This window comes from Achromobacter sp. D7-1 (assembly GCF_059760445.1).
Map to the genome: position 1 here is coordinate 20,409 of NZ_JCBAMT010000010.1, position 26,985 is coordinate 47,393.

Sequence of the window (26,985 nt, forward strand, 5' to 3'; positions counted from 1 at the left end):
GAAGGTTGGGTGGTCAACGACCATGAATTTGAGTGAACCAGCGTTCGCCTCAGGCTGGCCTGAACAAGCGCCTTACCATCGGTTCGCCCCCGCCCGTGAGAAGCTCGAAATCATTGCGGAAAGCGCGCACTCCAACACGCGCCACGGGGCGAGTAATCGCAAGTTCGAATCCAGCAGGATCAAGCCAAGCTGTGCCGTCGCCCCGCTCTACCGGGATCACGGCATAGCGGCCGCGCGCGCCAGTCGTGCCGGTCAACGTCGCTCGCATGTGAGGGACGGAAGCGGCAACCTCCTCGCCGCGCGCCAAAGACTCCTGCCAACGCAAGAACAATTGCGGGTTAATCCGGTCCTCGCTCGTAGAGTTGCTCTGTGCCTCGTTCAACCAGACCTCGAACTCCCCGCGCCTCGCAATGGCTGCATTGCGCGTCGGGGCTAGGCCCTGCGCTAGACAAAAGGCCACAAATGGATCATGCGTGCCCCATCGCAATAGTTCGCGCGCCCAGAACCCGATCCAAGGAAGGCCAGTTGTGCTCTTCCAGTCAGCCAGGCTTGGTAGCGTCAGTTCGCCTTCTGCACCATCATTCCATACCTCCGCGACAACGGCGCCGATGGCTACGCCTAGGCGAAATTCCAAGTTATCAGAGACGAAGCGTTGCCAAGACCGAAGCTCCTCGGGGGCGGGTCCCTCAAAGCCCGGCGCGTTCATCCACCAGCTAAGTACATCATGCCACCGCTCCAGGAGCGCCTCGTCAGTGTCGGTACGACGGACTCGAAAGCCGAATCCGCGGTCCCGAGAAATCAAGTTCCCAAGCGCCTCGAATAGTTCGATTCTCACCGAAGGGTCAGCTGACCCGTATCCTTCCGCCGCGATGAGGAGCTCGCGCATTTGTCGCGCTACAGCCATAAAACGCCGGCCAACTACCGGCGGCAGACCATACTGATAAAGTCGGCGGCGCTCGTCCGGATCCGGATAAATATGCTCGATGATTCCAGCGCCTCGGCGCACGAATGCATGTTCCAGCCAAGCCTCCTGCGCTCTCGCCACAGCGCTGAAAGTCGTTCGCCAAAGCGACTCGAGCTTCGACTCGACACGGGCGTGTGTCATAACTACGTCATCGATACGTGCAATCTCTTCAAGCGAGGTGAGAAGGATCGCATCCAATTCATCCAATGCGTCAGCCAACCTAGCCTCGCCGCTGCTCGCGCCTCTACCTGCCTCCGGACTGACCACCGTCGGCGCCGTGGCCTCAAGCCAATCCAGGAACGCGTTGGTGTCGACATTTAGCAGTCGGTGAGCTTGATCCCTAATGCTGTTAAGCAGGAGTGCGAGAGGGCTGGGCACCTCGTCGGCATCCCTTTCCTCTATTACCAACGATGCGCGTAGCCGGTCATAGTCCTCTTGCAATTCCGCGCGCTGTCGGCGTTGAGTTGCCTTCGCCGCTGCAGCGGTCGTGGAAATCTGGGCCGGAAGGGCGATAAGGGTCATGCCCTCGATGCCGCGTGCCGAGCCAGGACGCCCGGCGCGACCCGCCAGGTTCCGAAACTCCGCGGTGGTCAGCGGCGTGATTACTTGCTGCTCCTCGACCGGATCCCAGGACCGACGCTTAAGTGACGTCAGGAAAATCAAATCGAACGGTAGATTGACTCCTTCGGTGAGAGTCGCAGTGGCGACAGTGACCGGGCAAATTTTTCGATCGATGAGCTCGACCATGAGGTGACGTAGTCGCTGCGGCATTTGTCCGTGACTGGTGGCAATGCCGTGATCAAGCAGGAAAACTTCGAAGGAGTCGACACCACAGAAGTCCAAACAGGCCGCCCGAGCTTCGTCGAAGCGTGCCCGGAGCGCACCTTCGGGTAGTTGAAACCGCACCGCGCCCCGCCAGTCCGCCCGTTCCAGCGCTTCCTTGTACCACCGCATCGTCTGTTCAGGCTCTTGGGCTACGGAAATAAGTACGCGTTGATTGTCGTCGGCGAGGTGCAATGCGGTCCAAAGAACACTCAGGCAATTGAAGCGATTGAGGCTGTTTCTCCACTGAGCAGGTAACTGTGGCATTGCTCCAATTTGCAGCCGGAGATAGACCGGATCCTCCTCGCCGCGCAAGTACAGGGGCAACCCGTTCATCAGGTCGAGCAATATTCGCCCTTGAGCGTTGGGAGCTGTCTCAAGTACGCCGATGATCTGGCGAGTACTACGGTAACGCCCGCCAACCGGGTTGGCGTCAAGCCGGCCTTCGACCCAACGCGCGACTGGGACGGCTGCGCCACCAGCTACGGCAGTGAGTGCGATCCGAACGACGTCCGGGCGCTGTAAAAGAATACGAGACACAAGCCCTTCAAGTCGAAGAGATCGATTGCTATGGTCGGAGAAGCTCAGCAATGTGGCCTTGTTCGCCTCCGGGACCACTTGATGTGCCTCGTCGATGATGAGAAGGCTCAAACGGGCCAACAACATCTGGCCAAGGTAACGCATCAATGCCTCCGCCTTTTCGACTGTGACGATCAGCACGACGGGGTTTTCGCTAGTAAGCCAAAAGTCAGTGACACCCCAATCTGCACCCCCGTAGAGGCCAGTGACCCTGATGTCTCGACCAAGTTCTGAGGTAAGTTTCGTCTCGATTTCGCCGGCAAGGGCTCGAGAAGGAACGATATAGAGCGCCAACGGCCCGAAAATGGCGTCGTGCTCCCGCAGCAGCAGTTCTTTGATTAGCGCAAGGTTCGCAACCAACGTCTTACCTGAGCCCGTGGGCGTACAAATTGCGAAGGAGCTTTGCTCGAGGAGGCGTTGGATGCCACGCTGTTGTGAGGTCCAGAGAATACCGCGGCCACGGCTGAATTGGTCACGAGCGTAAGCTAGAAGCCGCGAACTTCGCTCAGGCCGCAGGGCGCCGAGCGCCCGCAGTGGCCGGTAGATAGTAGTCTCGGCGAAACTGTCGGCAACCGCGCGCATGATTGCGATAACCATCGAGGCGTCGTCGCTCAGGGTGCGGGTCGCCATGGAGTCGAGCGCATGGAGCTTGCCCATCGCGACAGCTAGGCGATCGTCATCTCCTCGGCGTAGACAGTCGGCGATCAGCCCGAGACTTCTAACCAACTCCACGCTGAAGACCCAAGCGACCGTTGGGGGCGCTTCACTGTCGGAATCCTCCCCCCGCATTGCAGCGAACAGGATCGCACTGGCGTCGACGGACGTCAGGTGAGGGTAACGGTGCCAGAACGCGACAGCGCTGTGCAATACACTGTCGAAGTCGGCTCTTAGAAACGCGCCGTATAAGCGAACGCCGTGGTGATCGGCACTCACTTGTGACAATAGCCCGGATGCCATTGCCGGCAAACCTCCGAGCTGATAAGCACCTGCAGCCAATAACTCGATCGGAACCACGTTCCGGACGTCGTCACCCGCACGCGAAAGCCACTCCAGGATTTCACCGGCCCGGCGATAACAGTCGCTCGCGCGCAGCGATGTCTGCCCCTCAATGGAGCGGAAGATGTGCGCCGCGTGCAGAAGCCGGCGCGCGTCAGCAAGCTGTCGAGACGAATCGCGCTCGGTCCACTGGATGACCGGGACCTCCCAGCTTGCTTGGAGGCAACGAACGTAGTTTTTTGCTTGAGCTCGGCTCAGTTGGTTCTCGATTGCGAGTTCTCGTCGCACCCGCTCTGCGGCTTCGAGTCGGTCTTGGTCGCGTTCCGGCATTAGGCGTGCTGCCACAAAGTGGCGTAGAGTTGATCGATAAGCGCCTCGCCGCCCTTGAGGATGACCTCCACGACCTGGAGGTCATGAGGTGCCGTGTACTCGTTCGGGGTCTCTTCCCAAGGAATCAGGCAAGTCAAGGCTTCGCGTCGTTTCGCCCCATTTCCAACGATAAGGACCAGGTTTGTACGACCCAACAACGGACCTTGGCCAAGCACCGCACGATCAATCGACAAGATGGCATTCGCGTACCCATCTGGGTCACGGTGCTCTAAAAGCTTTTGCAACTGCCGCAAGCCGTGCGGGATTGGCGTGTCCCGGTTCACCTCGAACCAGATCCCTCGTCCGTTGTGTTCCATCTTAGCCGTGTCTTCGTCCTTCTCCTTCGGACCCAACAACAAGCTATCAACAACGGAATCCGTCAGCGACTTGCGCCACTTGGCTTCACCGGCAATCACGCGCACCACTTCGCCCTGATCGTTGACAGAGATGCCGATGAAGTCAGAACCATGACGACCATAGATCTCGCGTGTGCGGGCCGGGTCGAATCGAAGCGCCCATAAATACTTTTCGACGTCGTCATGCTCGCGGAATAGAAAGATCGGCACGCGCCATGTATGGCCGCCAACGAACTCCCTCTGATAGGTCTCCGTGATCATGCCGGCAACCACCTCACCGAATAGACCGCGATGGGCTTTCGGCGGTAAACAGTTTGGGTAGCTGACTGGAAGAGGCCCGCCCGCCGCATCGGGATGGAGCGAAATCCCAATCTGCGCGTGAAAGTACTCGCGCGCATCGAGATGAGCAGACTCGAAATACGGTCGCATCGCGTCGATGAGATCTCGGTTGATGCCCCCCTTTTGCTCCAGAAGCAGGTGGCCGTAGTTATTCTTCACGGTCCCATGGCATTCGAGCCATTTATCCAAAGCAGCGGTTGGTGGAGAACACGTATGCATCGATTTATGCAACCTTTTATGGTCGAGCCAGCAAAGAGGGTGGACGGCCCTACCGGAAATGTCGCGATCTCACAAGCTACTTGCCGAGATACTTCAGTCTGCGGTCGGACGTGAATTAACCCAACCTCAACGGCGGCTCGTGCTCGGGACAGTGAAAATTTGATACAGATTATACCGATCTGTATTCTGAATATAACTTCGCGCTCCAAGTATGTCCAAGAAGAGATCCTCTAAGAATTCCCAAGTTGACGTGCCATACTCCATGGACCATACCAGTCGATTTCAGTCCTGTACCAGTGCCCTGCGGGCCAGCGCGCCATCCAACGGTTTACGCGGGAGGAGAATGGTCTTCAGTTGCGGCGCTACTGGAGTAGTGCCTGCCCACAATGCGCGATGAAGGAGCGATGCACACCTAGCGCGTATCGGCGCATCAGTCGATGGGAACATGAGGCCGTGCTTGAGGCGGCGCAGCGCCGTCTAGACCGAATGCCGGAAGCGATGAAGGTGCGGCGGCGCACGGTGGAACATGTGTTCGGCACGTTCAAGCATTGGATGGGCTATACACACTTCCTAACTCGTCGCTTGGGCAATGTGGGCACGGAAATGAGCTTGAATGTACTGGCCTATAACCTCAAGCGGGTCATGCGCATCCTAGGCTTCCAGCAAACGATGAAAGCGATACTGTCGATGGGGGGCTGAGCCCTTCTTGTGACCAATGACGCACTTCAAATCCTATCCGCGCCGCTCAAACGGCCTTTAGGGCGTCTCGCGTCGAAAAATCGAAGTGAAGACCGCCCAAGTTGATGCGGTCCTGGCGAATGCGCTGTGGTCGTTAGGGCGAGTGGAGTTTCCACACAGCCTCGGCCATAAGCCGACGTTGGTGGCAACAAGAAGACGGCACATCATTGTGATGTACGCGTGGGCTCATTAATGGCTAGAAATCATTGCTCTTCTATCTCGGGCAGCACCGTTGGATCGAGCAGTATGGTGTGTTGCCTCGGATTCCTCTCGCAAATGAACATATCGTCGCGAGGACCATCTTTTGGGCCGACGTTTCGAAGATTCATTCTGGAGCCACACCAAGGACAGGTTGCTGTGAAGCTCGTCAGGTATAAACCACCCTGCGTTCCCGACTCCAAGTAATACTTACGTAAAAGGAAGTTTTCGAATTTCCTTCTTTTTAGCACTCGGGAAATAACAAAGGATGTCATCGCGACAGCGAATAAAAACAGAAATAGTGTTGACCACGAAGAAGGAATTGGTTGTGCGAAGGCTTGGAACAATGTGAGATAGAGCCCTACCAGGCTTGCTATTCCAGTGACTATGCCAAAGGTGCCAAGGCTTTCGCTCTTGACACTACGCCCGCCAAAAGCGGGATGTCGTGTAACTCCCATCTGCTCAGGAGTAAAGGTCGGCTTTCCACCACCTCCAACATTGACATTCGCTCCTCGGAAATCGCCAACACCAACATTGATGCCGCCATCTCCGCTCTGTGAACCATTATTTTTGTACACAAAAGCTCCCCAATTTCGAACGTATCGCGATCCTTGCAAACCGCTGCCCACCTATGGGACTTGTAAGAAATTTAACAAATGGCATGCCATCACCTAGACAGGCGGCTTCCCACACGACCTTGAAAGACCGCTCAGGGGTCGGATGTGGACATCAATGAGGGGACCGTTCACGGCCATAGAGCTTTCGGTCAATATTTGTTCTTGCCGGACCGTTTCAGGCACAAAACGGAAGTTCAACAATGGCTGCTTTGCAGTGGAGCAGTCCTGAGCAGGAACCCAAAGGGTTCCACCACGCCGCCATCAAGCTTGAGCACGTGGGTATAGATCATGGTTGCCATTGCCGAGTTTGTGCACTGCGCTCACCTGCGAGCCGACAGTCGAACACGGTAAGCCATAGGACGAATGACTCGATGACTTCGATAGTATCGGTCCGCTCGCCGTGCAGCAGCCTCGCAGCGGCATTTGCAATCGGGAACTCGCCTTGAAGAGCGGCATCCAGGAGCTGCAGCCCAGCCCCCTTGACGTCATCCGTAAGACCCAGGTTGCGCCAAGCCTCCCTCGCTTCGTCGAGAATATGGGAGACCGCCTGGTTCACGCGCTCCTCCTCAGGCGTGCTGGTTCCCTTGCTTCTCCAGTAGGCATCGATGCCCTGGAGCTCTGCCAACGAGTTGGTGAGACGCGTGAATACGTTTAGTGAATCCAGCGGAGCTGCATCGAGCCCTGCGGCGGCGCACCACGGTTGGGCCAGTTCATTTGGTAGAACCGGCAACAACGTATCGAAGCCAGAGCTAGCAAGGTTCGTCAATCCGAGCCCATTCATGACAGGCAGGATGCAAATCTTGCGTCCGTCGTCTACGAGAGCACGCCAGGCTGGCCAGACACTCGCTAGGTCCACATTTGTTCCATCGCTGTTTTCAGGCAAGGTGATCAGCACGTCCGCAGGCGGCCACACCACGGGGATGGTAGCCTCAGCCAGCAAATGAACGCCGATGCCAGGGCTAATTGCGGCCAGCGCGGTCCTCAGTCGACCTTCCAGGCCTTTGAACTCTGCTTCGCGATATCGGCGCGTGGCGAGTGCTGCCTTACCAAGCGCACTCCCCTTTGGGGCCGTGTTACTCCGATGGGTGAGGAACGGATGCTGCCCTCTTCTCTCAGACTCACCGGCCATCATCTGCACCATTTCCGCGAGGATCCGCAGCTCTTCCAACTCTTTCGGAGCCTCGATTGACAATACATCCCATGGCTCCTCGGACGCCGCAGTCGTGATGCTCTCCTGGATGTCGGCAAGCCAGCCCATGTAGGCCGGAGCACCCTGCGGCAGCGCAAGAAACCTGCGGACGAGATCCGTCGAGCAACTGGATAGGATTGAGGGTAGCCTCGACCCCCTCCGGACCTCACCAGCTGGCTGCTCCTCCTCTGGCGCCACCAAACTGATGGCTGCCTCGTATACGGCCCCCAACGCCTTGAGCGCCTTGTCATCCGTCCTTCCTCTGAACTGCCCATCAAGAAGCGCTCTGAGGTTCGGGACTAGCAGTTTGAGCAGTTCCAGGCATTGCGTTAGATAGGCGGTGTAGCTCTCAGTAGCCATGTACGCGTTGAGTATGGCTAGCCACGCACGATTGCGCGCGACCTGCTCGGGCACGAAAACGTTCGCCCTGGGCATGCGTTTTCTCGCAAGCGGGTAGTCTCCGACTGTAGACGGAACAATGGCCCCGTCAGGTCCGAGTGCGTCGCTGGACACAATATCTGCTGCAGGTGTCAGCGCCAGTAAGGTCGCACAGGTCTGATATATCTCGTGATTAAGGTCGGTCTGCACGGACGTTGCTACAAACCAGATATCTGAGCGAGCCTCTTGACCTTCCTCACATGTGCTCAGACTCGGTGCCTCAGCCCAGGCCACATTGTCGGAGAAGCGCCGGAACAACGCGTCTTGTCCTACTTCATTGACCCAACTAATTGCCAGCGCCCTGTCGACCTTTGCTGTGATTTGGAGTAACGAGACTACGGCTTGAAAGTCCGCTTCGATGAGTGGGGGAGAAAGTGCGGCCAGCTCTCCCAAGTGCGAAGTCGGGATGACTTGACCGAGCAACGAAGCCATGAGCCGCGTCAAGTCTCCCACACTGCTCGCCGCCTTCAGCGCGCGGCGCAGATCGCTAGGAGCTAACCGAGCCAAAAGGCGAGCGGTCAAACCTGAAGCGATGACCTCAGCCCTAATTTCAGTGAAGCGTCGGGATGCGGGTACCGTCGGACCGATGTCCGGTGGCTCAATGTCGCCAATCGCGAGTCCAGCCGGCGTTCCCCGCAACGACTTCGCTACCGCTTGTGCTTCGGGGGTCTGGAGCCATCGTCCTATCACCCGATGCGCGTTCGCGCGGTCCAGGCCCGTCAGAATTTCGCCGAGAAGCGCAAGTTTGGGCGCAGCCTCCAATCGGAGCGCCAGACTTTCAATTACCGCGTCATCGCACTCGTCGTTCCTGGAGAGCGTGCGCTCGAGAAACCGAGACATCTCGGATGCCGACACCAGCCAAACCGCACTTGCGGCCGTCGTCGACAACAAGGGCGGTGGAAATTCGTGAGACAGGCGAAGGAGTTCTGCAGATCTCAACTCGTGCAGCCCCACGATCCTGCCATCACGTGCGTCTTGAACCAGATGCTCATCCTTGAGTCTGGTCAGCGCGAGCGAGACCGTGGTCGCGGGTTTGGACAAGATGCGAGGCAACTCTAACACCTCGGCACCGCAACCCGCGGCGTTCACACAAGCCACCATCCTCAAGACCTCCAACTCGTCGTGTCGAGTGACGTCGCTAACGCGCGCCGCAATCTGCGCGTGCAGCGTCTCGCTCAATCGATGACCCTGGGTTAGCACGTGGGTGTACTCAAGCAGGTGCCCACCCGCCAGCGCCCAAGGCTCTCGCCATCCTTGCCAAGCGGTTTGCCCTCGCTCTTTCAGCTCTCGCCACACTCGTTCAGCTAGGATGTCGTCGCCCTGAACTTTGACTTGGGCAGCGCGACGACTATCTACCAGAGGGTAGCGGTCCTCCTCTCGTACAGAGGCCAAGAGCAACAACCCGGGAGTGCGATTTACCTCCGCAGTCAACGCCGTCCAACCCTCCGAGAACCCTCGACCCACGTCATCGATGATGAAGCCGACGGGTGCATCTGCCGTCGCTCGCCTGGAGCGCGCAAGCTGGACGAGTGCCGCAATGGCGGCCGGCGGCAGGCGCCGAACTTGAAACCAACGCACTGCGTGGCGACTGGCGTACGCGGCTTCCCAAAGGACTGCGGACTTTCCCGAGCCGGAAGCGCCGTGAATGAGCGCGTTTCTGCGGCTCTCCAGTCCTTCTAAAACGGCTGCTCGGATCTCTGGGCGTTCCACAACGAGTCCTGCGGCCACATGGGACGCCTGCGCATCTACACCCAGGTAAAACAGCGGATCCTCATTGGGCGTCAGGAAATCCACAGGTGAACACAGGCCCTCAGTCAGCGCCACCTCGACCACCGCTGATGTCAGAAGCGGCTGCAGCGCGTCGAACCGATGCTGGATGTCAGACACGGCAAGCCCAAGATAGGCGCTCGCCACGCGTGTGCCGTTTTCATCCGAAAGACGCCCGACCACGCCCATGAGGTCCGCGAAGTACATCTCGGCTTCAAAGGCGGTGCATGCCAGCCTGGTTGAAATCTGGGCTACAGCGCTTCCGCGAGGGTCAGGCAGCACAAGCAATTTGGTTCGCGCAATGAGGCCGCCCAGCCCCTTGTATCCCTTCAGCTCGGCTACGACGGTCGGATAGGCGGAAAGGTCCTGCAGCTGATGGATGGCTGCACGGCGCTCACCAACATTGCTCTCGAGCACCAGCAAAAACTGATCGTCAGGTTGAAGCCCCTTCACGTCCCACATTTTCCTGACGAAGCCCGCCACAGAGCGAGCTGAAAACGGGCCCATGTGGTCGCGTCGTGACTTGACCTGCGCGAGCGTTCTAGCGTGGGCCGTCCTGAGCTCAATATCGTCGCCCCCTTCGGGCACGACGCTGCCGTACCCAGACTTGCCGACAAAGCCTTCCACGGCGAGGCTTGCCGCAACCGCATCCTGATATCGGAACCCACGCCCCGCATGAGAGCCCGCTCTTGTCGCCAAAACTAACCTCCCTTTTTCGATGGACAAACAGATTCGTCGCGCGTTCGTTCCAAACGGCGGCTAGAGCACGATGTCTTGTGAAGACCTTCTCTCGTAAAACTGCAAGTTCTGGCACAGGAAACGCAAGGAAACATGATGTCGTATAGCCCTTCCATCGAGCGGCAATCCGCAATGCGAGCCGGCTACGTTGCTCATATCAAGCGTTGAACGGTAGCTTACAAGCATTTAGTCTGAAGAGTTGAGAGGCCGCTACCGCAGCAAAGCCAATGTCGGCAATCTGAGGATGAAAATCCGCAATGGATCTAGAGCAGAAGCTACTTGCAGAGGCAAGGCTGGATCCTCCGCCAACAAAACACCGCTGGAAAATTCCAGTCGTCAGCATATGATCACTTCATACTTGTGGCTCGGACATCAAACATGCGCGACGACAAAACAAACACTCCAGAAATCGCCCAACCCGAAGGGACGCGCCGGACTCGAGCAACAAATATGCCATTCGCTCGAGCAACCGCGATAGTTGCCTTGCCTATCGCGGATGATTTCCTGAAAGAGCTTCTGTCTAAGTTCATCGGCACAACGGTTGGGCAGCGGTTCTTCGGCCCCGCTTGGGTGGACGATGATGGTGTGCCCTGCATCATCTTTATCGCACACGATTCCGATGTTGTTAAACGCGTTCGCCACGCTGGGGGATGCGCGGCAATCGGGTGGAGATGGAATAACACTCCATCAACTTTTTTTTCCCTGACGATCCTCACCCGCGAAAAGAACCCACGCCCACATGTGCGCTGGATCCGCTCAAGCACTGATGCCGTCATTGAGGCTCTCCGAAAGAAAGGCCGCTTCTTCATGACAGTCGCTACTCCAAACGGACAGAACTCGGGTTGGATGAAGGCCGATCTGTATGCAGGCATGGACAGTGATACGCCGTCATGCAGTGCGATCGACGCTCAGTGGGAATTTCTAACGCCCGGAATTCCTGGGTCTAACATTCATGAACGGATCGACCCGTTCCGCCTTGATCGCGTCGCTGGCAGCGACGATCGCCACGAGATACCTTTATGGCCGGACGCATCCTCGGACGCGTGGGCTGAACTCGCTCACAAGGGGCCATGGGCAGACGATCTTGAACAACGGGATCGTGCACGCTCGGCATGGGGGCGGCAGGCTCTATGGAACCGTGGACGTGCAGCCGGATTCGTCCAGGCGATCGTCGATCGCCAGGCTATCGACGGTGTCCAGCCAATCGTTGATGCCCACGGCATGTGGCTGGAGCCCGGACCGTTGCAAGAGCGCGCGACCGCCCTGGTGAAGCGCGCACCGCTCATAGGCAAGTGGCTCGCCGGGATGGCTGGGCCGGAACCGAGTGCGGAAATCTCTTACCAGGCCTGTTTCGCCGTTCTTAACGATTCCTACTCGCTCTACTGCTTTTTAGACAAATTAATGCGCATATTCCTTGATGCGCAGGATGACCTACTGGCCGAGGCAGCTAAGAGCATGTTCGAAGCAACGCTGCTTGATGCCCGATTTACCAACTCAGGTTCTCATCGCCCCTGGATAGCCAACACCTCAGACCACCGACTCGAGATGAAGGCCGCAGCGATCGACATGGAGGCTCCACTCGAGGACATTAAAGAACTTTGGCGGTGTGGCCTGGAAATAATGGACTTGCTGGATGCTGGATTGCGAATGACGCCGCAAGATTTTCCAGTGCCCTTGGCGGACATCTGCCAGTCCTTGCGGCGCGTGGCGCTCGAAGGCTCCTATGATGAAGCTGAGGCAGCAATCCAGAAGATGCTTCGGGAGGCCCAGGACGCTAGACAGTGGTCTATCCCGTGGGGTGCTCGCGTCGAGGTGGACTTCGGCCCTTTTGTCGCGGCTAGGATATTTGAAACAGACGGAGAATTCTCCTGCCATTTTTTAGATGACGCAGAACGATATCACCACGTCGCCATCGGCATCGCTGGCGATCCACCGAGAGCGGCATCAGCAAACTTGATTCGTCCACGCGAGGACGGAAGCCAGGTCGAGTGGAACTCTGACGCAGAGCTTAGCCTCAAACTTATCGCCGCCGCAATCATTCGCGATTTCCTAGTCGTCGAGGAACGAGAGAGTCTTTTCAACGTACGCCCAATGCGTCGTCGGATTCGAGGGAGAGACATTCGGACCGTTGTCTATCTCCCTCGAGTTCGTTACTCGACTCCCCATGCCGGTCGCTTTGCCGTAGGTGAAACGAGTGTCGGCCGGGCTAAGCATGCGGTTGCGCCGCATCTTAGGCGAGCAGCCAGAGCGTCGGCCGCGCAGCGATTTCTCGCACAAAGATACGGAATTCGTGTACCGGAAGGCTTCACTTTCGTTCGCCCTCACGAGAGGGGTAATGCTAGCGACGAGGAGCGAATCAGGGTCTACCGGAGCAGATCGGCGTCACGGATGATCTTCGATGAGATATCTACCGCCCCGACCGGATCTAGACCCGCTTGGTTCAACTTTGAGAAAGACTGTCTTCGTCTGTTGACTCGGCGCGGGCTGTCGGTCGTCCACCAATCGGCAAACAGGGACGGAGATGGCGGTGTCGATCTCTATGCTGTGGACGTGGACAACAAATCGTGGATCGTCCAGTGCAAATGTTGGGCACAGCATCGTACCGTCGGGCCAGAGGTCGTACGCGAGCTTTACGGCGCGATCACGCTTGCGGACAAGGGAGGGGCATTAAAAAGTCGGGGCATCCTGATTACCACGAGCAGGTTCTCGTCAGGCGCTATCGCGACTGCCGCCGAATTCGGGTTTGAGCTTATCGACGGTGAGCAATTTGCCGACTTGCTGAAGAATGACGCCTAAATGAATCTTGCAAGTATCCCTCCTGCGTTCGACGGAAATGCAGAGGGGACGCTGCGCCTGACCGGCTCCAAGTGGAAGGCCAATGGCACGACGGGAGTCTGTATCCGTGGTTCGCCTGCAAGAGGCGAACTTTCACATAAACAAATCCACCTCTTCTGCGCTGGCTTTGCGAAAGGCGAACTTTGAGCAACGCATAGATGTCCCCCATGCCCTCTGCAAAAAAAGGCGAACTTTATTCCTGCTGCTCAACCCTGAGCAGCAAGAATAAAGTTCGCCTTTTTTGTTGAAGTTCGCCTTTTGGCTTCGGCGGGCAACACCAGCCATTATGCGAATAACTTCTTCTATTTTTCGCAGATGGACCACCTCCAGATTGAAGAAAGGCGAACTTCGCGATAAGCGCGATTAAATAGGGGCGACAGTCCAAGCCGGCAGCTTTGGGGCATGCCCGTACGGGCATTTGGGAAGAGGCGCGGGCGTCTCGAGCACTCGGCTATAAGTTGGGAGTTGTAAGAGAAGAAAGCCGTTCCTTGTAGGGAAGGCCCGGGGACCCTGTGGTCAGTGGCTGCTTCCGGCCAGGAGCTGCCACTCGCGTTCCCGGTGAACGCTTGATAGTGCCTCATCGTCCAATGTGGCCTTTTATTCAATATTCGTTGTATGATTGAATCATGAATGAAGATCAAGCAATCTCCGCTCTCGCAGGCCTTGCCCATCCTCAACGGCTACGCACGTTCCGCGCCCTGGTTGTGGCCGGGCCTCTCGGCCTCACGCCCAGCGTGCTTGCCGACCAACTCGGCGTTGCAAGGAACGCATTGTCCTTTCACCTGAAGGAGCTAGCCCATGCCGGCTTGGTGAGCGTCGAGCAACAGGGCCGCAACCTAATCTATCGCGCCGACTTTTCCCAAATGAATGGGTTGCTCGGCTACCTCACCGAACACTGTTGCGAAGGTGCGCCCTGCGAGGCTTCCGCTATCGCCAGCTGCACGACCTGCTAACCGGGAGTTCCCCATGAAGCGCTTTCATGTTCATTTGCACGTCGACGACCTGGCCAGAAACATCGGCTTCTACTCCCGGTTGTTCGCGCAGGAGCCCGCACGCGTCGAATCGGATTACGCAAAGTGGATGCTTGACGACCCTCCAGTGAATTTCGCGATATCAACGCGCGGCGCTGGCGGAGGCGTAGACCATTTCGGGATTCAAGCCGATAGCGCAGAGGAACTGGAGGCGTTGAAGTCCAGCGCTGAGACTGCCCGCCTGGTCCTAGAGGATCAGGGGGAAGCATCCTGCTGCTACGCCCGCAGCGAGAAATACTGGATCACAGATCCACAAGGTCTGGCCTGGGAACACTTCCACACGCTCGGCACCATTCTGACCTATGGCGCGCCAGCCGGCCAGGCCACCGCACCGATCTGCTCTGCACCGCCGGTGAAAGCGCCGGCGCCCACTAGTTGCTGCACCCCGAAGGCAACCATCGCCACTCGCTGCTGCTAGGAATTTCTATGTCGCACCCACCTTTTAACGTGCTGTTCCTTTGCACGGGTAATTCCGCGCGTTCAATTCTGGCCGAAGGGCTGCTCAATGGACTCAGTCCTGATCGTTTCCGGGCGTACTCCGCCGGCAGCACACCCAAGGGCGAAGTCCATCCCCTGGCACTGAACACCCTCAAATCGTATTCGCTGCCGACAGGCGGCTACCGTAGCAAGAGCTGGGACGAGTTCGCGGGCCCCGAGGCTCCAAAGATGGACTTCATCATCACGGTGTGCGACAACGCGGCAGGCGAAGTTTGCCCCGTGTGGCCCGGCCATCCGATGACTGCGCATTGGGGTGTGCCGGACCCTGCCGCGCATGAGGGAAGCGAAGAAGAACGCATCAAGGCCTTCCACGACGCAGCGCGCATGCTCAAGCGTCGTATCGAACTGTTCCTGTCTTTGTCGCTTGATCGCCTTGACGCCATGTCGCTCCAGGCCGAGCTGCGTGGTATCGGCCAGTCGCGGGAGTAGTCCGATGACGTCCAATACTCAGGCGGCGCCGGCTCCGCGACAACGCCCCGGGATGAGTGTATTCGAGCGCTACCTCACGCTTTGGGTCTTCCTTTGCATCGTGTTGGGCGTAACGCTGGGCCAGCTCATGCCGTCGTTGTTCCAGACGATTGGACGCCTAGAAATCGCCCAGGTAAACCTGCCAGTTGGAATCCTGATTTGGGTGATGATCATTCCGATGCTGCTCAAGGTGGACTTCGGTGCACTAGGCCAGGTCAAGCAGCATTGGCGCGGCATCGGCGTGACGCTCTTCATCAACTGGGCCGTCAAGCCTTTCTCGATGGCCTTCCTGGGGTGGCTTTTCATCCGCCAAATTTTCTCCCCTTGGTTGCCCTCCGACCAATTGGATAGCTACATCGCCGGCCTGATTCTCCTGGCCGCGGCGCCGTGTACTGCCATGGTCTTCGTCTGGAGCCGGTTGACCGGTGGCGATCCGGTCTTCACGCTGTCCCAGGTGGCTCTGAACGACACAATCATGGTGTTCGCCTTCGCGCCCGTGGTTGGACTATTGCTGGGTCTATCGGCCATCACCGTTCCGTGGGACACGCTCTTGGTGTCAGTCGGTCTGTACATCGTGATTCCGGTCATTCTCGCCCAGCTCTGGCGCCGCGCACTGCTTCGCCGCGGCCAAATGGCGTTTGAAGCGGCGCTGGAGCGAATCGGGCCGTTCTCGATGGCGGCGCTGCTCCTGACGCTGGTACTGTTGTTCGCATTCCAGGGCGAAGCCATCATCGGCCAACCTCTGGTGATCGCAATGTTGGCCGTGCCGATCCTCATCCAGGTGTTCTTCAACTCGGGCTTGGCGTACTGGCTCAACCGCCGCGTTGGAGAGAAGCACAACATTGCGTGCCCATCTGCGCTGATCGGTGCATCCAACTTCTTTGAGCTTGCCGTCGCCGCCGCGATCAGCCTGTTCGGATTCCAGTCTGGCGCTGCCCTGGCTACTGTCGTGGGCGTGCTTATTGAGGTGCCCGTGATGTTGCTGGTCGTGCGGATCGTCAATCAGAGCAAAGGCTGGTACGACGCCGGCGCCAAGCGGAACTGATTCGTGCCCGGCGCCCCGATTCGAGTAGTCGGCACACTGGGAACCGCTCAGACCCTAGCCTGGGCGTCGTCCTACTACTTGCCCGCGATGTTGGCAGCTCCGATAGCCCGCGACTTGGGCGTACCTGCGCCCACGGTATACGCGGCCTTTTCGCTCGCCATGGTCGCATCAGCGTTGGTAGGTCCCTGGGCAGGACAAGTGATCGATCGTCGCGGCGGGAGAATCGTCCTGGTCAGCACGAGTTTGCTGTTTGCGTCGGGGCTGGGAATGCTTGCCGCCGCTCAAGAGGTGTGGACAATGGTTGCCGCCTGGCTCGTTATCGGGGTGGCGATGGGATCCGGACTCTACGAAGCGGCCTTCTCCAGCCTGGTGCGCCTATATGGTCATCATGCCCGCGGCGCCATCACCGGGATTACGCTGATTGCTGGGTTCGCCAGCACTGTGGGTTGGCCGCTTTCTGCCTGGATGGAAGCCCAGTTTGGTTGGCGCGGCGCTTGCCTGGGGTGGGCAGGTTTGCATCTATTGGTCGGCCTGCCTCTGAATGCCTGGCTCCCTAGGGCGGCAGCTGTCTCGAAGGCAGAAATCCCAAGTGCCTCCAACAACGCACACGTCCAGTCGTCCCCACCTTCTTCCGAGCCGAAACAGCAGGTGTACGCCACGGCCCTCCTTGCCTTCGTCTTCGCAGCAACGTGGTTTATCAGCACTGCGATGGCAACGCATTTGCCGCGAATGCTGGAAGCCACAGGCGCGACGCTCACAGCTGCGGTGGCGGTCGGCGCGCTAATCGGTCCCGCACAGGTGGCTGGACGCCTGCTTGAGTTTGGATTCCTGCGCCAGGTTCATCCGTTGTTGTCGGCCCGGCTGGCGGCGCTTGCGCATCCCGCCGGCGTTGCGGTGCTGCTGACAGGCGGCCCCGCGATGGCCCCGGTATTCGCCATTCTGCACGGGGCTGGCAACGGCATTCTGACCATTGCCAAGGGCACATTGCCCCTGGCGTTGTTCGGCCCTCAGGGCTATGGCGCTCGCCAGGGCTGGTTAATGATGCCGGCGCGAGTCGCGCAAGCGGCTGCCCCGTTTCTCTTCGGCCTTGCCTTGGACTCCTGGGGGGCCAACGCGCTGTGGCTATCCGGTGGCATTGGCTTGGCCGCATTCGGCGCGCTTGTGGTGTTGAGAGCGCGGCCCACGGCCAATTGAAATTCTAGTTTTGTATCAACAGAGAGATGTCATGAGTTCCATCACGATCTATCACAACCCTGCCTGCGGGACATCTCGCAATGTCCTCGGGTTGATCCGAAATAGCGGCGAAGAGCCGACAATCATCGAGTATCTGAAAACTCCACCCAACGCTGAAACGCTAGGGAAGCTGATTTCCGCTATGGGTATACCGGCGTGCGACGTGCTGCGACAAAAGGGAACGCCCTACGATGAACTGGGATTGTCGGATCCGAAATGGACTGAGGAACAGTTGATCGGTTTTATGCTCCAGCATCCGATCCTGATCAACCGCCCCATCGTGGTGACGCCGCTGGGCACTCGGCTGTGTCGGCCGTCGGAAGCAGTCCTGGACATCCTGCCCCAGGCCCAACGTGGTGCTTTCAACAAGGAAGACGGCGAGCCTCTGATCGACTCGGAGGGCAATCGTGTCTAAGGTTCTCGCCGATTTGCCCAACGTTGACCCGTCCCTGTTCGCACAACCGAGCACGGCCGAGTTGTTTTCGCCCGCGCGAGCTACCCATGCGCCTCGCTTCCTGCTGCTGTACGGGTCCTTGCGCGAGCGTTCCTACAGCCGCTTGGTCGCCGAGGAGGCCGCGCGCCTGCTTCAGGCCCTAGGTGGCGAAACCCGGCTGTTCAACCCCTCCGGGCTGCCGCTGGTCGACGACGCCAGCGAAGACCATCCAAAGGTCCGAGAGCTCCACGAACTGGTCCAATGGGCGGAAGGCATGGTGTGGAGTTCACCAGAGCGCCACGGCGCGATGACGGGATTGATGAAGACGCAGATCGACTGGATCCCGCTGTCAGTTGGCGCGGTGCGCCCGACGCAAGGCAAGACGCTGGCGGTCACGCAGATTTCAGGAGGATCGCAGTCATTCAACGCGGTGAACCAAATGCGGGTTCTGGGGCGTTGGATGCGCATGCTGACCATCCCGAATCAGTCATCGGTCGCCAAGGCTTATCAAGAATTCGACGATGCCGGTCGAATGAAGCCCTCGCCCTACTATGACCGACTCGTCGACGTCATTGAAGAGCTTATGAAGTTCACTCTACTCACACGCGATGTCGCGCCATACCTGGTAGACCGCTACAGCGAACGCAAGGAATCTGCCGCGGCCTTGTCCGCACGGACGAGGCAGCAATCGATATAGCCCAAGGGGTTCGAGCGCTCAAAATTGCGCTATCTCGCGCGCTGGAGGAATGTCGGCTTTGGGTCGAAATCGGCCTGTCGCCAACGCAGTCCAAGCCCGGGGGCAGATATCAGACCACGCCAGCAGTGTGCCGGACAAGCTCAGATCGCCTGCCCCGTGCAAGGGCTCCATGCCGAACAAATAGCGGCCCGCTTCGAAGTCGAGAAACGAAATCAGACCTCCACAGCAGAACGCCTATGAAAGACCACAAGGGGATGACGCAAGTCACCAGACAGCGGATCTAGGCAGGCTTTACTTGCGCTCACCCGCCTAAAGTCCCGACTTCTCTCGGAAAATCAACTACACACACGGACTGTTGCCATCGCAAGCTGTGATCCCTCCGTACCGTACCTACATGAAGGAATGTACGGTACGCGCACTTTAAGTGTGCCACGGTAGCTAACGGTTTGTGTAAAGCGGGTGCACACTAGTCCACTAAAAGTCCACCAACCCGCCGTATCCACCCCGATGGCCTCCAATTTATTGACTGATCGCGCCGTCCAAGCCGCGAGGCCCCAAGATCGAGAGTTCGAAATGCGAGACGGCGAGCGCCTATCGCTTAGGGTAAAGAAAGACGGGCGAAAAATCTGGGCGTTTCGCTATACCAAGCCTGGCACGTCGAAACAGGTCCGAGAGTATCTTGGATCCTACCCCGTTCTCCGCTTAGCCGACGCACGAAAAGCCGCGAGCGCCCGGCGTACGCTCGTCGCGAAAGGAGTTAGCCCTGACCGCGTCGGCCTTGCTCGACGGTGAGGATGCCCTTGACCTGCCGCCGCGATGATGTGGTCAACGAGGCGCACGTCCACCGGCCCGACGCTTTCCTTCAGCCTGCGCGTTAAAGCGATATCAGCCTGACTTGGCTGTAACGACCCCGACGGATGGTTGTGGGCTATCACGATGGCGTACGCGTCATTGCGCACCGCCGCTTTAACGACCTCTCGTGGGTATACGCTGGTTTGCGTTAACGTCCCCCTGAACATTTCCTCGAATGCAATCATTCTCATCTGTGTGTCGAGGAACATTCCTCCAAAGACCTCAACATCCGACGTCGCGAGGCGTGCCACGATATAGTCGATCGCAGCTTCGGGCTTACTCATCGGCAAACGCCGATTCAAACTATCTCCAGCTGCGCTGCTGCCGCCAGCATCAATTCCTCCAGCGTGGCGGCACGATACGTACCGCATACCTCACGGACCACGGGAACTCCAGATGCATGATCCGAATTCTGCTGCTTGCCTGCCCACACGTTACTGAAACTCAGTTGCATTGCTCTCTCCAAAAGCAAGAGTCGCTTGTCAACCCATTGACGCACGGTCGTCAACAAATGGAGGTGCCTGATCTTTCAGAAAGGCATAAAACCGATGCGAGCTACCAGCCTTGCATAGAGGCCAATGGCCAAAGCACATAGTCTAGAAGATGCCCCGGCTTCTGCATACGTGGAGTGGTTGCACAGGCATCATCGCGAGACCGCCCCCAACCCTTGGCGAGGTGCGGTATCACCGACTAAAACCCACTTGCCGCGGTCATAGACGAACCTGCGCTCGACGAATGCGGCCAGCAGGCAGCTAAGCTCTGCCGCCCGGCCTTGCCCCAAGACGCGCGGTCCCCCATCGAGACTGAGCACTCCGACGAGAAAATCTCGAATTAGCGTGCCTTGGTCCAGAGGTCAAGTCTTCACACCCTTGAGGTCAGTGCGAAGGCGATGCCTCGCTGCACTTGAGCTCATCGCTCGGTAGGCCTCGTCGATGACAAGCCAAAGGCAATCAATCCCGGCTGCTGAATATTGTCGAATATCATTCAACTTGAGATTTGGTTCACTGAAGTTGGGCAGTAAAAAGTGTGTAGATCAAGGCGGCGCGCGGTTTGCGAAGGAGGGTAACCCCCGCTCCGATCGTCTATCAGACAGTGCCTACTTGGCAGGGGTGCTTACGAGATGAACCGCGGTCACGCCCTTACAACTTACAGAACCGCGCAAGCCAACATGACAGATCTAACCTATCGTCCCGCGAAGCCCGACGACGTGGACCTATGCATTCAAATTAGAGGTCGAACCGGAGAGAACGCCTTCTCTGAAGAAGACCTGCGTGCCTTAGGAATCACCGCAGAGACGTGGAGGACCGGCATCGAACAAGGCGACTCCCCCGGCTTTGTCCCTTGTGCGAATGGGCAGATGCGACTACTGTTTTGGCGATCATGAAAGCGGAGAAATCACGGTACTTGCCCTGCTCCCTGCATACGAGGGGCTCGGTATTGGGAAAACTCTATTGAGTCTGAGGACTAAAGAGCTTATGCGGCTGGGCTTCAATCGCTTATTCTTGGCTTGCTCAAGTGACGCGAGCGTTCGCTCCCACGGTTTCTATAGGCATTTAGGCTGGAGGGCCACAGGGGAACGGGATGAGTCCGGGGATGAGATCTTGGAGATCACCCTTTAGAGTAAATTTCGTGTTAATCGCTATGAGAGCTCAATTGGATCAAACGAAAGACGGCAAGGCATCAAGGGAACCGCGGTTAGGCTGCGGCGCAGCAGTCGTTCACGATGGAAGACTGCTCCTCATACATCGTCGTCGGGAACCCGAAGCGGACCATTGGGGATTGCCTGGGGGGAAGGTGGACTGGTTAGAGCCGGTCGAGCAAGCAATACGACGAGAAATACGGGAAGAATTAGGAATTTCTCTTGGCGAATTGCATTTACTTTGCGTAGTCGATCAGATCGATCCGAGCCGAGCCACGCATTGGGCAGCACCGGTATTTTTGACGCTGCAATTCGAAGGCACTCCTGCCCTGATAGAACCAGATAAGCACGCTGCCTGGGGTTGGTTTGCACTTGATCGTCTGCCTGAGCCTTTGACTATGGCGACTCGCACCGCGGCGCTTCATTTGCGCCAACGTTTTGCCTCGGCACATTAGCCTCACGGCGCCTTGATGGCGTGCAGCCTAGGCCGTGGGCCAATTCCGGCGCAAAACGATTGCGGCCATGTTTGCTTGCTGCAGATGGGCAGAGGTTTCACCTGAATGAAGCACTCACTGGAAACAGGTTTTCCGTCATGTAGTCGACGAACGCCCGCACTCTGGGCAGCACTTGTCGATTAGATGGCCATAGCACCCAGAAAGTGCTTGATGCGCCCGCCCATTCATCCAGCACAGTAGCAAGTGTATTGCTATCGGCGGCAGATTGAACGGCGAAATCTGGTAGGCAGGCAATACCATGGCCTTGAATCGCCATATGCAACAGAGTTTCCACCTGGTTACTCATCATGCTTGCCACGGGGCGAAAGTCGATATCCCTGTGATCGCGGCGCAGCGGCCATTTCTCTGTCAAGCCAGTACTTGGGAAGCGATGGAGGAGTCAGGCGTGCTGCGTCAGATCGTCAGGGTGCGTCGGAGTTCCATGGCGCTTGAAGTATGCAGGCGCCCCTACGCAGGCGAAACGACTGGCGCCCATCCGTTGCTCAATGACCGACGGCTACGACTGCTATCAGAATGCCTTGGCGGAGCGGGTCAACGGCGTCCTGAAGGGGGAGTTGTTGCTCCACAGGCCCGCTGATCTGGCCCAAGCCCGGTTCATGGTCAAGCAGTCCGTCGATATCTACAACACCGAGCGACCGCACCTGTCCCTACAATGCAAAACACCCGATGAAGTTCATCGGGTGCTCAGTCCGTAGCACAGCTACGGATACAGTCCTGTAGGTGTCAACCTAGGGCAGGACGGGTCACCCCCAAGCAATTGGCCGGAGGGATCCCCGCAGGATGACTGTCTTCGGCCGAGAGAAGCCAATCGATCATAAGTCGCAGAGCAATCGAAATCTTCACACTGGCATGTGTCGAAAAACCGGATTCAATTGCGTGGTATAGGGCGATCTGCTGTTTTAAAACGGCAAGCGGCGGCGGCTGTGGAGGGTAGGCATCGCCTGCGAAGCGTTCACCTGCCTCGAGCCCTGCTGAATTGTGAGTCCGATAAGTGCCTCGAAAAGCTCTTGCTGCCCCGCGGGCAGTACGGGCTGCAGCGTGGCGCATCGCTTTTTGGTGTCGAACAAAGATTCGACCATCCACCCCACCAAATAGAGCGCCGCAAGGCAGCCTCCAGCGGTCGCGACGCTTCCTTGACATACCAAGGGTTGGTCCACTGGCTCCAGTCCTAGAGCGCGCAAGCCGCCACGTGCATCCGGGTGTGTGGTGGCACGACCGCTGGAAAGCAGTCCAAGTCGCTCAAGGATGAAGGCGCCGGCACAAATAGAGCCAATAAGCTGTCGTGTGGGATCGAGCTGGAAAGATGACAAAAAATCCGGATCAGCAAGCGCAGCCGGTATGCCCAACTTGCCGCTGGAGAACAACACTGCATCGGCCTGATTGGCCTCAGAGAGAGCGCCGTGCGCCGAAACGGACAGGCCATGCGCCGATCGCACGATGGAACTGGATGCCAAGATGCGCACGTTCCAGTCCTTCGTGTTGCGCCCCAAGATGTCCCACATTAGGAAGAGGTCGATGTCGGTGAATTGGTCGAACGTGACCAGGGCAATTTCTTTCAAGGCGAACTCCAAGAGAAGGGCCGCTGTGCGACATGTCGCGGCGGTCTGTGCTAGTGTTCGCAGCGTATCAATCCAGATCGCACCATACACAGTCTGTATGGCGCAGACATATGAGCAAACTGACTCGTAATCACTGGGTCGCGGCAGGCCTTGAGGCCCTCGACCTAGAAGGGCACACCGGCGTCTCGGCCGAAAACCTCGCTCGGCGATTGAACGTCACCCGTGGATCGTTCTATCACCATTTTCACAATCGTGAAGACTTCGTGCGTACATTACTTGGCAAGTGGGAAGAGGACTATACGGCGCGGATGCTTGCGTATGCCGCGCAGGGACGCAACGCCAGCGAAACCCTGATGCGCTACTTGAGCATCGCCGCTGAGAAGCATCCGACCAGGGAAGTCACGATCCGAGCGTGGGCGTTGATCGACCCGTTGGTGGCCGAGTTTCAACGGCGAGTCGACGCAACTCGTCTGGCTTTTGCAGTGAGAACATGCAGTCGATGGGTGCGCACGCCTGGTCATGCGGAGATAGCCGGTCAAGTGGCTCACCTATGCTTGATCGGTGCGCAGCAGACAGGGCTGCGACGTGACGCTGGTCACTTCAATGGGCTAATGCAGCATGCGTTTACCCTCTTCAAAGGCAAGCTTACATCGCGTCCCTAAGGCTTAAGTGCTGCCTTTGCGCATGAATGTGAAGCGTTCTGGTTTTTCGTGCAGCAAGCGTATAGAGCTCGTAACTCAGCAGAAGTGTTCGAACGGTTAACCAGATACGCTCGCAATGATGTCAACAACCGCCTCCAAGGCCTCTATGCTCGATTGGACTGCACTTAGGCGCTTATACCGTGGTATTGCCCCTTGCCAGAGCGCAACTGTCGTGATGGAATGGTCGAAGCGCCGCCCGTAATCATGGCCCAACCAAGCATGCCATTCATGGCTCTGTTCGCCCCCTACCATGGCCCCCCCGCCACAAGCTGATTGCACCTTCATGCAAAGCGCTGGAGAGACGCGCCGCCCACCATACGAGCACATCCGTAGTGCGATCGGCTCTCGACATCCTGCAGTACGCAGGTCAGGTTCGTTGGTTCGCGATGGGCGGCCATTCGATCTCACTTTTGCCACCAACCGATGATCAGCAAGCGTTACGCTTTTAGACTGAAAAGGCTGACCATACGCGCCTTCCGAACAAGGAGTGAAAGCAGACCCTGTCCCGCAGCGTCTGTTTCAGATAAGGAACCTAGGCCCGTTATCGGCCTTTCAACGGAAGGGAAGAACTTCTCAGGCATCTTCACGCTCTGCGCCCGAGCTGAGTTGGAGAATTTAGTTACTACATGCTCGAGGAAGTCGAGGTTTGTTTTTCTGCTCGCAGATTGGGGCCCATTAACAATTGCCGTCAGAAATCCCTTATCGAAGAGCGTCGAACTGAACGCGTCGCCTTCCAGTATACGTTGGGCGACGAGAGCGTCATGCTCATTCATCTCAGCCATGCTCTGATTTTTACCGCCGCCCCCCATCGCTGTGTCATTTGATCGGTACTTCGCAAGATCCCTCGCAATACAATCAACTTCCCGAAGGTCCGCGCCGCGCGCCGACGCGTAACTATATAGGTAGCCAAGCAATGCCTTATCCTGCGAGGTGAGTTTTTCCAACTCGGAATCCCGCTGAAGATGACCGTTATCAAACAATCTTGACAACATAAGCGCCTGCCCGCTCAAAGTCGCCCCTCCCGCGGAATTCGGCCCTCCTCCGTCCATACCGACCGACCGTGTGGCATGATCAGACCCTTGCGCTATGCGCGCACTTTCGGCGGCCCGAGCGGCCGCGTGGAGCTGCCCCATGACGGTTATACGCATATCAAAGTTTCTCCATAACTCTTCACCAACAATTTTTCCAGCCCACGCCTCGTCAACTCCGATATTGGATCGGCGTCATTCCTACGTAGGCTTTGAATACCCGCTGGAAGTGACTTTGATCCGAGAATCCGAGCGAGGTGGCGACGTGCGCCAACGCTCTGCCACTGCGCACCTGTAGGCGCGCTTCCTGGATCCGCTGATCGGTATGCCAGGCGAGCGGGGTTAATCCAGTTTCCGTGCGAAAAGCTCGAATCAACTGGTATCTATCCATACCAGCTAGACGGGCAAGCTCGTCCAGCGGCGGACGATTCGTCAGCCGGCCGCGCAGGCGGGACATGACGGCATGAAGCTCCGAACTCGCCGCGCCATAGTGCGGTGCATGCACGACCACGTCGCCCTCAGTTGCTCCCAGGTCCGCCACAAAAGCAGTCAAGGCTGCTGCTTTCAATTCCAACCGGGCTGCACTGAAAAGGACGGAATTAAGCTCAGAGAATTGGGCGTACCGCGCCTGAGACCGATGTATTTGAATGGGGGCATGATCCCATACGGATTCTTGGCCATCAAAAGGTTTTCCGCCCCCCTGGCGCATCCACTCCTGGCCTACATTTAGTAGCTGATAGCTCCATGGATCGTCGGTGGCTGGGGTGCAGGTGAATACGCGCTCTGGCGCTATAACAACGACAGCGCCACGCTTCAATAGATGGGTCGTCCCATCCCCGCTGGTGAAGGCCATAGTTCCTCGATCGATCGCGCCAATAGAAAAGGCCCGCAGGCTATGGGCTCGATAGCGCCCGCCCTTGCCAGCGGCGCGACGACTCTCAACATACGGTAGACACGGATCACGCCAGAATTCAACGGGAGAGACCATTAAGCGGGTTTTGAAAGAATGATCGATGAAGAAAATTTGCGTCTTTAACGCCCCTTCTCCCACACACTAAGCAGGATTGCGAAACCCTCGTGTAGACCTGCAGAACGTCCAAAACCCGAGAATTGCAAGTGGCCTCAGGTCGGATCGAAACGCTAGCGCTCGTAGGTCGCAGACCGGCCAATAGACCGAATTGCGCTGCTCCCTGAATCGAGCACGCATATCGGTCGCGCATTAGCAGCGTTCCGCCCCAAGCCCCGAAGTGTGAGGTAGACACCAATCGGGTGCCCCGGAAAAGCACCGATCACGGCGTCGATGCTCTTTGAGTTTAGCTGGTTGCGGAATCGCAGTATTGAACGAAATTGCAGCCTAGCCTTAGGCACCAGGACAAAGAGACTCAGCCGGCCATGGCAGAGCACGGGCATCCTCAGTCGCGGTTGGTCGTGAGCGAATGTTCAGCTTTGTAGTGGCGAGCCGTACGATCAGACCGGCGAGAAGTTCCATACTGCGCCGATTGATCACTGGCGCGCCCACGTTCATGCGACAATTTTGGCTGCAGGGACTCCAATTAAGCACTCGGCGACAACATGAAAATAATGACAAGTATTGACGATTTGGGCCCTCGTATCTGCATACTAGGCCCAAGCAATAGCGGAAAATCCACGCTAGCGCAGGCCATTTCGCGCAAGCGTGGGCTGGACGCTGTTCATCTCGACCGGCTCTTCCATTCCCCTAACACCAATTGGCTGCCTCGTTCTGAGGCAGAGTTCATTCTCTTGCACGATCAGGCAATACAGCAGGACTGCTGGGTCATGGACGGGAACTACACCCGCACGCTTAGCCAACGCCTTAAACGATCCACGGGCCTGATCCTGCTTGACTCACCGACATCTTCAAGCCTGCTTCGATACTTTCGTCGAACCTGGTTTGAAACTAACCGCCGCGGCGCGCTCGACGGTGGCAGAGATTCCGTGAAGTGGCGGATGCTTTACCACATAGCAGTGGTAACCCCGAAAAATCGTAAGCGCTATGCGCAGATGTTCGAGAACGCTGATCTACCCAAACTGAAACTTAGGAACATGCGCGAGCTCCGGAACTTTTATCGAGTAGAGAAGCTCGCCGCCTAGCTCGTGAAAA

At 57.8% G+C, this 26,985-nt stretch carries 23 protein-coding genes and 2 pseudogenes; 15 read left to right on the plus strand and 10 right to left on the minus strand.

Annotation, left to right across the window (positions count from 1 at the left end; genetic code table 11):
* Window positions 1–49: 49 nt before the first annotated feature.
* Window positions 50–3,691: a DEAD/DEAH box helicase gene (locus AC6LKD_RS06540; protein WP_498115577.1), complete on the minus strand. Its 3,642-nt coding sequence runs from the start codon at window positions 3,689–3,691 to the stop codon at window positions 50–52.
* On the minus strand, window positions 3,691–4,584 hold the full coding sequence (locus AC6LKD_RS06545; protein WP_498115578.1) for a hypothetical protein: 894 nt from the start codon (window positions 4,582–4,584) through the stop codon (window positions 3,691–3,693). The genes AC6LKD_RS06540 and AC6LKD_RS06545 overlap by 1 nt, the downstream gene beginning before the upstream one ends.
* 351 nt (window positions 4,585–4,935) lie before the next feature.
* On the opposite strand from AC6LKD_RS06545, the pseudogene AC6LKD_RS06550 reads away from it, so the two are divergent.
* Window positions 4,936–5,343 (plus strand): annotated as a pseudogene (locus AC6LKD_RS06550) (transposase); the annotation flags it as partial.
* Between the two features lie 242 nt (window positions 5,344–5,585).
* On the opposite strand, the gene AC6LKD_RS06555 reads toward AC6LKD_RS06550, so the two are convergent.
* Window positions 5,586–6,158, minus strand: a complete 573-nt coding sequence (locus tag AC6LKD_RS06555; protein WP_156336540.1) for a hypothetical protein — start codon at window positions 6,156–6,158, stop codon at window positions 5,586–5,588.
* 325 nt (window positions 6,159–6,483) lie between these two features.
* Entirely contained in the window at window positions 6,484–10,317 is a 3,834-nt protein-coding gene (locus AC6LKD_RS06560; protein WP_498115579.1) for a hypothetical protein, read from the minus strand.
* A 390-nt stretch (window positions 10,318–10,707) separates the two neighbouring features.
* On the opposite strand from AC6LKD_RS06560, the gene AC6LKD_RS06565 reads away from it, so the two are divergent.
* From AC6LKD_RS06565 to AC6LKD_RS06605, 9 genes are all read left to right on the plus strand, one after another.
* Complete coding sequence (locus tag AC6LKD_RS06565) at window positions 10,708–13,125, plus strand: restriction endonuclease (protein WP_498115580.1); 2,418 nt, start codon at window positions 10,708–10,710, stop codon at window positions 13,123–13,125.
* 665 nt (window positions 13,126–13,790) lie between these two features.
* Complete coding sequence (locus AC6LKD_RS06570; protein WP_088159580.1) at window positions 13,791–14,117, plus strand: ArsR/SmtB family transcription factor; 327 nt, start codon at window positions 13,791–13,793, stop codon at window positions 14,115–14,117.
* A 13-nt stretch (window positions 14,118–14,130) separates the two neighbouring features.
* A complete protein-coding gene (locus AC6LKD_RS06575; protein ID WP_088159581.1) occupies window positions 14,131–14,613 on the plus strand; it encodes an ArsI/CadI family heavy metal resistance metalloenzyme in 483 nt (160 codons plus the stop codon).
* An 8-nt stretch (window positions 14,614–14,621) separates the two neighbouring features.
* Window positions 14,622–15,122 (plus strand): arsenate reductase ArsC, encoded by a 501-nt coding sequence (locus AC6LKD_RS06580; RefSeq protein WP_498115581.1) that lies wholly within the window; start codon window positions 14,622–14,624, stop codon window positions 15,120–15,122.
* Window positions 15,123–15,126: 4 nt separating this feature from the next.
* Window positions 15,127–16,206: an ACR3 family arsenite efflux transporter gene (gene arsB / locus AC6LKD_RS06585; RefSeq protein ID WP_498115582.1), complete on the plus strand. Its 1,080-nt coding sequence runs from the start codon at window positions 15,127–15,129 to the stop codon at window positions 16,204–16,206.
* 3 nt (window positions 16,207–16,209) lie between these two features.
* Window positions 16,210–17,400 carry an MFS transporter gene (locus tag AC6LKD_RS06590; RefSeq protein ID WP_088159584.1) on the plus strand — a complete coding sequence of 397 codons (1,191 nt, stop codon included), beginning with the start codon at window positions 16,210–16,212 and terminating at the stop codon, window positions 17,398–17,400.
* 31 nt (window positions 17,401–17,431) lie between these two features.
* Window positions 17,432–17,854, plus strand: coding sequence for an arsenate reductase (glutaredoxin) (gene arsC / locus AC6LKD_RS06595; protein WP_143218718.1), 423 nt, complete (start codon window positions 17,432–17,434; stop codon window positions 17,852–17,854).
* Window positions 17,847–18,569: an arsenical resistance protein ArsH gene (arsH, locus tag AC6LKD_RS06600; protein ID WP_173144370.1), complete on the plus strand. Its 723-nt coding sequence runs from the start codon at window positions 17,847–17,849 to the stop codon at window positions 18,567–18,569. Before arsC ends, arsH begins: the two co-directional genes overlap by 8 nt.
* Before the next feature lie 573 nt (window positions 18,570–19,142).
* Window positions 19,143–19,361 (plus strand): integrase arm-type DNA-binding domain-containing protein, encoded by a 219-nt coding sequence (locus AC6LKD_RS06605; RefSeq protein ID WP_498115583.1) that lies wholly within the window; start codon window positions 19,143–19,145, stop codon window positions 19,359–19,361.
* Here AC6LKD_RS06605 and AC6LKD_RS06610 read toward each other — a convergent pair.
* Both AC6LKD_RS06610 and AC6LKD_RS06615 read right to left on the minus strand, forming a co-directional pair.
* Complete coding sequence (locus tag AC6LKD_RS06610; RefSeq protein ID WP_498115584.1) at window positions 19,256–19,705, minus strand: JAB domain-containing protein; 450 nt, start codon at window positions 19,703–19,705, stop codon at window positions 19,256–19,258. The two genes, AC6LKD_RS06605 and AC6LKD_RS06610, sit on opposite strands and share 106 nt — an antisense overlap.
* Before the next feature lie 14 nt (window positions 19,706–19,719).
* Entirely contained in the window at window positions 19,720–19,875 is a 156-nt protein-coding gene (locus AC6LKD_RS06615; RefSeq protein ID WP_498115585.1) for a hypothetical protein, read from the minus strand.
* An 895-nt stretch (window positions 19,876–20,770) separates the two neighbouring features.
* On the opposite strand from AC6LKD_RS06615, the gene AC6LKD_RS06620 reads away from it, so the two are divergent.
* Entirely contained in the window at window positions 20,771–21,040 is a 270-nt protein-coding gene (locus tag AC6LKD_RS06620) for a GNAT family N-acetyltransferase (protein ID WP_498115586.1), read from the plus strand.
* A gap of 34 nt (window positions 21,041–21,074) precedes the next feature.
* The gene (locus AC6LKD_RS06625) at window positions 21,075–21,515 is read left to right on the plus strand and encodes an NUDIX hydrolase (protein WP_498115587.1); all 441 of its coding nucleotides are present in this window, start codon (window positions 21,075–21,077) and stop codon (window positions 21,513–21,515) included.
* A 97-nt stretch (window positions 21,516–21,612) separates the two neighbouring features.
* Here the strand turns inward: AC6LKD_RS06625 and AC6LKD_RS06630 are convergent, their stop codons facing one another.
* Complete coding sequence (locus tag AC6LKD_RS06630) at window positions 21,613–21,927, minus strand: LysR substrate-binding domain-containing protein (RefSeq protein WP_498115588.1); 315 nt, start codon at window positions 21,925–21,927, stop codon at window positions 21,613–21,615.
* A 121-nt stretch (window positions 21,928–22,048) separates the two neighbouring features.
* Between AC6LKD_RS06630 and AC6LKD_RS06635 the strand changes: the two are divergent.
* Window positions 22,049–22,270, plus strand: a pseudogene (locus AC6LKD_RS06635) (integrase core domain-containing protein); the annotation flags it as partial.
* Between the two features lie 204 nt (window positions 22,271–22,474).
* Here AC6LKD_RS06635 and AC6LKD_RS06640 read toward each other — a convergent pair.
* On the minus strand, window positions 22,475–23,134 hold the full coding sequence (locus AC6LKD_RS06640; protein ID WP_498115589.1) for a DJ-1/PfpI family protein: 660 nt from the start codon (window positions 23,132–23,134) through the stop codon (window positions 22,475–22,477).
* Window positions 23,135–23,244: 110 nt separating this feature from the next.
* On the opposite strand from AC6LKD_RS06640, the gene AC6LKD_RS06645 reads away from it, so the two are divergent.
* A complete protein-coding gene (locus AC6LKD_RS06645) occupies window positions 23,245–23,796 on the plus strand; it encodes a TetR/AcrR family transcriptional regulator (RefSeq protein ID WP_498115590.1) in 552 nt (183 codons plus the stop codon).
* Window positions 23,797–24,272: 476 nt separating this feature from the next.
* Here AC6LKD_RS06645 and AC6LKD_RS06650 read toward each other — a convergent pair whose 3' ends face one another.
* Both AC6LKD_RS06650 and AC6LKD_RS06655 read right to left on the minus strand, forming a co-directional pair.
* Window positions 24,273–24,779: a hypothetical protein gene (locus AC6LKD_RS06650; protein WP_498115591.1), complete on the minus strand. Its 507-nt coding sequence runs from the start codon at window positions 24,777–24,779 to the stop codon at window positions 24,273–24,275.
* 256 nt (window positions 24,780–25,035) lie between these two features.
* Complete coding sequence (locus tag AC6LKD_RS06655) at window positions 25,036–25,851, minus strand: helix-turn-helix domain-containing protein (RefSeq protein WP_498115642.1); 816 nt, start codon at window positions 25,849–25,851, stop codon at window positions 25,036–25,038.
* Window positions 25,852–26,435: 584 nt separating this feature from the next.
* Between AC6LKD_RS06655 and AC6LKD_RS06660 the strand changes: the two genes are divergently transcribed.
* The gene (locus tag AC6LKD_RS06660) at window positions 26,436–26,975 is read left to right on the plus strand and encodes a P-loop NTPase family protein (RefSeq protein WP_498115592.1); all 540 of its coding nucleotides are present in this window, start codon (window positions 26,436–26,438) and stop codon (window positions 26,973–26,975) included.
* Window positions 26,976–26,985: the final 10 nt, after the last annotated feature.